Here is a 7,366-nt window from a genome sequence, read left to right as displayed (position 1 = left end):
CGCAACTTTTACAAGGGTGTGACTGGGGATGCTGTGAACCTACTGTTGGCGGCGGCTGCTTACAACTTCAAAAGAGCCATGAGAGCTCTTTTATTCCTATTCAAAACAATAAGAGAAATGCTAAGAGAGAGGTCATTGATGAATCAATTCCCGTTTAGCATCTCTTTTTAAGGGACGACTATATAAGGCACTATTTAATACTGTATAAAGAAATTTCGGAAGTATCCTATCGGAATAGGCTCTAATTATACCCATAAAGCCACCTGCATAGAATGATGTATCCTTCTCAATAAAAGTGATTTTGCCCACATGAGCCTTGCTACCACTTGAAAAACAAACGAAACAATCATTCTTTCTCAGCACCTTGTCTAAATCAAGTTTTTTGTTAGACCGGAGATAAATTAGTTTATTGATTTCCAAATGACCTGACAATGTTATATTATCTGCAGTTAACACAACATTATTTGTTACTTCCTGAACTTGGTCTTCTTTTGCATAAGTAACACCACGAATTACCTTGGCTAATCCCTCAATTGATTCTAATGGAAAATTACTATTTATTGTTACTTTTTTTTTGCTACAATCGAGATGCCTTTTTCAAATACACTTCTATTAAAAGCAAGCATATCAATTAAGGATATACGACTAATATGCGATTGCATAGCCTCTGCTATTGGAGATGTAATATCTCCCTTGAAGGCTTTATGAATATAAGTACTTGCCCGTAAAGAATTGTCATAAATGTCTGCATCGAAAAGTTGGGTACACTCATCAATGTTTTTCCCTCTTTGGATAGCGTGGATTCCCTCGTTTCCTCTGCGGTTTGAAAACTCATAACCTAAGAAACGCTTTTCGACATCTTTCTCTCCACTCTTAACAATAACAACCTTTTGGGGGTACGCCAATATAAAGTACAAAAGCTTTTCAGCCTCAATACTTAATATTTCTTCAAAGATCTTTGCATCACTCTTAGAAGAAAGTTTTTTCCTGTACTCTATATAAATTTCGTGTGCCTTTACCTTATCATTAGGTGATTTTTGCAATAATGTGACATAATCGACATAATCAAGACCCTCCCAAACATAAGCCACATATTTCAATGCTGGGGTTTCTATGCCATTGATAGTAACATCATTTAGGGTGCGAAAATAAGTATCGACAGCAACCTTTGTATTGATTGCAAAATAATTATCTCTACGACGTATGAACAGAACAACCGTATTAGTATTGGTTGCCATAAATGTATTACTACCCAACTCCGCAATAGCCACAATATCGAAGTATTGTAATATAATCTCACGAGCCTTAGTATAAATACCCGAATTGGTCAATATTGAACTTGGTAGAATAACTCCTGCTATACCGCCGTCTTTAAGCAACTGTTTTGTACGCTCAATAAATAGACACTCTATTTCAGAACTATTGTCTGTTAGTGAATTATACAATTCAAAATCTTGTTCTGTATAGTAGTCACGAGTAGTTTGACGGAATGAAGATACTGAGTATGGAGGGTTACTCAATACTATATCAAACTGTTGATTATCCTTTTGTCCATCATTTACTAACTTGCGTAACCTACCTTTATACTCTTTGTTATTGCGGAAATTGGCAAGTCCATCACTGAGGATAACATTAGCCAAGCCATCACCATGCAAATAACAACCAACCTTACCAACTTTTACAAGTCGATAATCTTTTTCGATGCCATACACATAGTCTGTAGCCCAGTCAAAATGACAATTCTGCCAATTGACGAGGTGCTTTCTTGTTTCTTCAATATACTTAGAGGTATCACAAACGTTTATGATGTCTTGTATTTCGTGCATAAACTCTGTGATAAAGTGACCACTACCTGCTGCATAGTCAATCATATATGGCAGGATTTCTCCATCCTTACTAGAAAGTTTTTCTGCCATAATAGAATCCAAAGGAAGACTTTTGATGATAAATTGCGCAATTGGTACAGGCGTAAAGTACTGTCCAGCCTCTTGTTTGAGACCAGTGGTAAGTAACAATTCAAAGAAGTCGGATAAATATTGCTGTCGTTTATTATAGCGGATTCTATATCCTTGAATTAATTCTACAACTTCTTTTACAACCTTTGCATTTTCTTCAAAAGAGGCATTATCATATACTTCCTTAATTGCAAACTCATTATTCTTTTCAAGACGTAGCTTGTTCACCTCCTTCAAAAGATATAGTTTCGTATCTTTATTCAGATTAGCACATCGCCTATCAAAATCCTCATTGTTGAAGTCGCTAACAGTTCTATCTAAGAATTTTTTCATTCCCTTACTATAAAGGTCTGTTAAACGAAGTTGAAAATCAACATGATTATCTCTACCCTCAAGCCATTGGAACTTTAACTCTTCACCTTCTCCTGTAGTTGTTTCGTCATAGACCTTACACAAGAAGAGTGTAAATATCTTATTGAAAGCATTACCTTTATCTGAAACTACATTGTGGCGTAGTATTTCAAGGAAGCGGTTGAAGATAAAGCTTGAATCCTCGGCTTTTATCTCTTTCAATTGTTCCTTTGTTAATGCTTTGCTCTGGAAATTATATGGTTGTACCCAAGAATCAAAGATTCCATTATCCTTAGTGAGTTTGTTCCATTTATCATAAATGTCCTTTACATCACCATTGCGATAATCATCTTCAATCTTTATGATTTCGTTAACATATATATATTTGTCTCCTTTCAATTCTGAGGCGTAAAGCATTATCACATCAACCTTACTTCCAGATAATTGAAAATAAGTAAATAATTGCCCCCCATCCTTATGGATTTTAGTCGATTCCTTATTATACTCTTTACCATAAGTTTTACATTCTATGAGCATATATGGTGTACCATCTTCACGATTAACACAAATATCCAACCGTCCAGAAGTGCCATGCCCTGACGGCCAAGTTTTTTCAAGAATGATATTCTGGGGTTTATATCCTTTAAGTAGTAATCTGTCAACACATTCAAGTACTACAAAATTTTCAGGTTGCGAAAAATTTTGTGTAGTCCTGCTTTCTGCAATGATACTATTACCATAATTAATATTCTGTTTTTCAAAATCAATTTCTATGGCATAATCAACATACGTTTTATGATAAATGCCATTCGTCCCATTTTTTGGAACAAACCCCAAAGCTGTAATATGTTTCTTAATGTCCATAGTCCTCCTAATTTTGCTGCAAAGTTAAGAAATTAATCATAAAATACCCCATTTTATTTTGGTTTTCTCGCAAAATTTCATATAACGCAGTTTTTTGGATTTGAGAAGCAAAGTATTAATAAAAACAAGTTTAATTAATGTTACTACAAACAGGGATATAAAACAACGAATATAGTATTCATGATATATATGCAGCGAAGCAAAGAAAATAACGTTTCACTGCTATTTCTTTTGCACTTGTAGGGAAATCGAGCAAATAAAAGAACTAAGTATTTGTTTATCAAATACTTAGTTCTTTTTCTTGTACCCAGACCCGGTACAATGCCATGAAAACAAGAGAAATTAAAAGAATATATTATATTGATAATCAATAATTTACTATTTTCTTGTATTTGCTGATTTTGCTCATTTTTGACTGTTTTTTGTTACAAAGTACACTTTTAGTACACTTTGATATTCGGAACTTTTTAGTATCTTTGCAAAATAAGAAAACATCTGAAAATAAACGAGTTAATGGTTTAACACGGTTTGATACACATTTAGGTACATAACTATCAATTATGGCAAAATTAGAAAATAAAGCAAAGGAAAACCCGAAATTGGAGCAAAATGTGCTGTCTGATGGTCGGACAAGTCTATATCTGGAGTATTATCTCGGTAGAGAAGAAACACCGGTTTTAGACGAAAACGGCAATCCCGTTTTGTATGAAACAGGCAAGATAATGGGTAAGCCCAAGGTACACATTAAGCACAACAGGCGAAAAGAAAATTTGCAGTTGTACTTGATAGCTAAGCCTCGTACTTCAGCGGAACGGCAACAGAACAAAGAAACGCTTGAACTGGCTGCCAAGATTCGTGCGGAGCGTGAACAGCAGTTTAAGGAGAGTATGCTTGGCTATCGTTTGAAGAAAGATAGAAATATCAATTTCTTGGACTATTATCAGGCTTACATAGACTGTTATACGAAGAAAGACTTGCGGATGATAAAGATAGCCTTGAATCGTTTTAAAGATTTTCTGAAAGAGCAATATCCACTCTATGAGTTTAGCATTAAGCCCGATTTGATAACCCAGGACATGATGGAACGCTTTGTGGAGTATCTGCAATCACGAAGCGTGGGCGAAGGAGCAAAGAGCATCTATCAGCGTTTCAAGAAGGTTGTGCGATATGCAATCGACCACGAAGTGATGCTGAAAGACCCTTGCAAGGGTGTGGTGTGCAAGGTGGATGAGCAGATTTTGCGTAAAGATGTGTTGTCTATGGATGAAATCCAATCACTGATTCAATGCCATTACGATAATGAAAACCCCAATGTCAGACGAGCATTTATCCTCTGTCTGTATTGTGGTCTGCGCTTCTGCGATGTGAAAGATCTAACCTATAAGAACATTGATTACACCAATCGCCTATTGAAGTTTGAGCAGAATAAGACCAAAGGTCATTCGGCGCATAGTGGTGTTGTCATTCCTCTGAACGATGGATTACTTTCACTGATAGGAGAAGCACCTGACGATTTGAATTCCTCCATTTTCAATCTTCCCTCGTATGAGAGTTGTTGCAAATCGGTAAAACGATGGGTGAAGCGTGCAGGCATTAACAAACACATCAGTTGGCATTGTGCTCGCCACTCCTTTGCTGTGAATATACTCAACAATGGCGCGAATATCAAAACTGTTGCGAGCCTATTGGGACATAGCGGACTAAAACACACGGAGAAATATACTCGTGCGGTTGACAAACTGAAAGAGGATGCCATCAACAGCCTGCCGGCACTCAACCTATAACATAGATCCATTTACTGGCAAAAAGAGAAGATATTTTTCTTTTCGCCAGCAAACATCATTGTTCTGGTGAAAGAAGAATAGGTTTAGTCCATGTTGCGCATATATAGCAAAGAGATGTACTAAATACGAAAAGGCACTGTGTAATTTGACGAGTCGGATACAAAACAAGAAGTCAGAAACACAAAAGGCGCTAAAAACGAGTTATTATTCAACATTAAGTTAGGTGATTTAACAAACTATGTTTATCTTTGCACATGTAAATAGCTAAAATCAAAATAGATGACGAAGAAAGATTGCCAAAACAGAATCAGAGTGGTGTTAGCCGACAAGCAAATCACCAACCGATGGCTTGCCGAACAGATGGATGTCACCGAGATGACAGTCTCTCGATGGAAGACAAATAAGATACAACCATCTATGGCACAATTCGTAGAGATTGCCCGACTGCTTCAGGTTGATATTAAAGAATTGTTGGAGGTAGACTTCGATGCTTAGGGAAAGATTTTATAACCAATAAATGTTATTGTATCATGCGAGTAAATACAAAACAAGCAGTCAGGCTATTCTTTCAGAACCCTTCATTAGTACAAGTGTTCAAAGAAGCTGTCGCAAATTCTCTTGATGCTAATGCTAATCAAATTGACATCAATATTTTTATTGACTCTTTTGATAAGCAAGAAACACTTAGAATTGAAATCATTGACAATGGTGAAGGCTTTACTGATTATAGATATAACAAGTTTTGTGAGCTGCTGAAAGTTGAAGAAAACACACACCAAGGTGTTGGCAGGTTAGTTTACCTAAGCTACTTTAATAAAGTAGAAGTTCGTAGTATCTATGATGGTCTACTTCGCACATTTACATTCAATGATAGTTTTGATGAGAACAATACAGATATGTCGTTATCTCAGGCACCTGATGCAATGCAAGAAACAAAGCTTGTTTTCACCGAATGTTCCATGCAAAGGTTAAGTAGTTATTCCGATATAATGCCAGAGAGGTTAAGGCAAGAGATCTTGAAAGAATTCTATCCTAGACTTTATATATTAAAGAGCAAGATAAACGATTTTCAGATTAAGATAAAGATAGATGTCCCTCATAGAGGAAAAATTACCGTCGGAACATTTGAGACAACTATCACAAGCAATGATATTCCAGACATGAGTACAGTCAAGATTGACACAGAAACAATAGACATGTTTGCAGACTCGTATTTGGATTATGCGATTCAGAAAACCGAAAAATTCTCTGCAACATTCCTTATGACTGCATTTTGTGTAGACAATCGTACAAAAGTTGTTGACGATATTATATCGCTAGAAAACCTGCCTTCTTATGGTTATAATTTTATCTTTTTATTACGATCCTCTATTTTAAATGGGAAAATAGATCCTTCACGTCAAAATCTGACTTTGAGCGACTCTGTTTTGAAACCATTGAAGATATTGTTTAGGAAAAAAATTGCTGAAGTTATAGAAAAACAGCTGCCTTCTGTGAAAGAAAAGAATAATAGAACGAAAGAGTCCTTGGATAAGACATATCCACATCTTCTGGGATATTTCAATAAAGATGAAGTTGGTATAATATCAAAAGCAAAATCAGTAGAGGACGCACAGAAACTTTTCATGCGCGATCAGAAAACAATTTTAGAGGCTCAATCTTTAGATGACGAAAAATATGATAAGGCATTGGATGTTTCATCTAGGACTTTGGCTCAGTACATTCTATACCGTGAGAAAATCATTGCTAAAGTAGAACAATATACAGCGGCAGATTCTGAAGCTGATTTGCATAATTTAATACTACCGAAACGGTCTGTCTTAAAGGATGGAAACATGGATAGTATTTATACCCATAACCTCTGGTTATTGGACAATAAATACATGACATATACTACAGCTATGAGCGAAAGAACAATGACTGAAGTTCTTGATGAGATTACAAAAAAAACTAACGATATTGAAGACGATGGAAGACCTGACATAGCTATCATATTCTCAGATAATCCAAACAAAGCTGAAGACGGATCCGTAGATGTGGTGATTATTGAATTGAAGAAAAGAGGTATAACTCTTGCAAAAACGGAGGAAGTGGAAAGTCAATTGCAGCAGCGAGCAATAAAGTTACTGAACTATTATCCTAATAAAATTCAACGCATGTGGTTTTATGGGATAGTTGAGTTTAACGATGATTTCAGACTATCCTTAGAGAATAGAGAGTATACCCCCTTGTTCTCTAAAGATTATTTGTATTATAGGGAGAACTCTTGGAAAAAGTCACTCGAAGATGATACAAAATATACTGTAGGTACTTATATTCTTTCTATTGATGCTTTTATAAAAGACGCGATGGCCCATAACGAAATATTCCTTAATATACTTAAAGAAGGGTTCAAACAAAAGAAGGATTAAT

Annotated in this window: 4 protein-coding genes and 1 pseudogene; 4 read left to right on the top strand and 1 reads right to left on the bottom strand. The window is 35.7% G+C overall.

The genetic code is table 11. The features are described from left to right. A pseudogene (locus EII32_RS09765) lies at positions 1–171 on the top strand (IS5/IS1182 family transposase); the annotation flags it as partial. A gap of 392 nt (positions 172–563) precedes the next feature. Here the strand turns inward: EII32_RS09765 and EII32_RS09760 are convergent. Then, complete coding sequence (locus EII32_RS09760) at positions 564–3,170, bottom strand: restriction endonuclease subunit M (RefSeq protein WP_233582372.1); 2,607 nt, start codon at positions 3,168–3,170, stop codon at positions 564–566. 560 nt (positions 3,171–3,730) lie between these two features. Between EII32_RS09760 and EII32_RS09755 the strand changes: the two genes are divergently transcribed. The 3 genes from EII32_RS09755 to EII32_RS09745 all read left to right on the top strand — a co-directional run bounded on the left by EII32_RS09755 (position 3,731) and on the right by EII32_RS09745 (position 7,365). Beyond that, positions 3,731–4,954, top strand: a complete 1,224-nt coding sequence (locus EII32_RS09755; protein WP_125235223.1) for a site-specific integrase — start codon at positions 3,731–3,733, stop codon at positions 4,952–4,954. A gap of 279 nt (positions 4,955–5,233) precedes the next feature. Then, a complete protein-coding gene (locus EII32_RS09750) occupies positions 5,234–5,449 on the top strand; it encodes a helix-turn-helix transcriptional regulator (protein WP_125235222.1) in 216 nt (71 codons plus the stop codon). A gap of 35 nt (positions 5,450–5,484) precedes the next feature. Beyond that, complete coding sequence (locus EII32_RS09745) at positions 5,485–7,365, top strand: ATP-binding protein (protein WP_125235221.1); 1,881 nt, start codon at positions 5,485–5,487, stop codon at positions 7,363–7,365. The last annotated feature ends 1 nt before the right edge of the window (position 7,366 follow it).

The sequence above is a fragment of the Prevotella sp. OH937_COT-195 genome (assembly GCF_003932845.1).
Classification (GTDB): Bacteria; Bacteroidota; Bacteroidia; order Bacteroidales; family Bacteroidaceae; genus Prevotella.
This window is presented reverse-complemented; position numbering and strand designations above follow the sequence as displayed.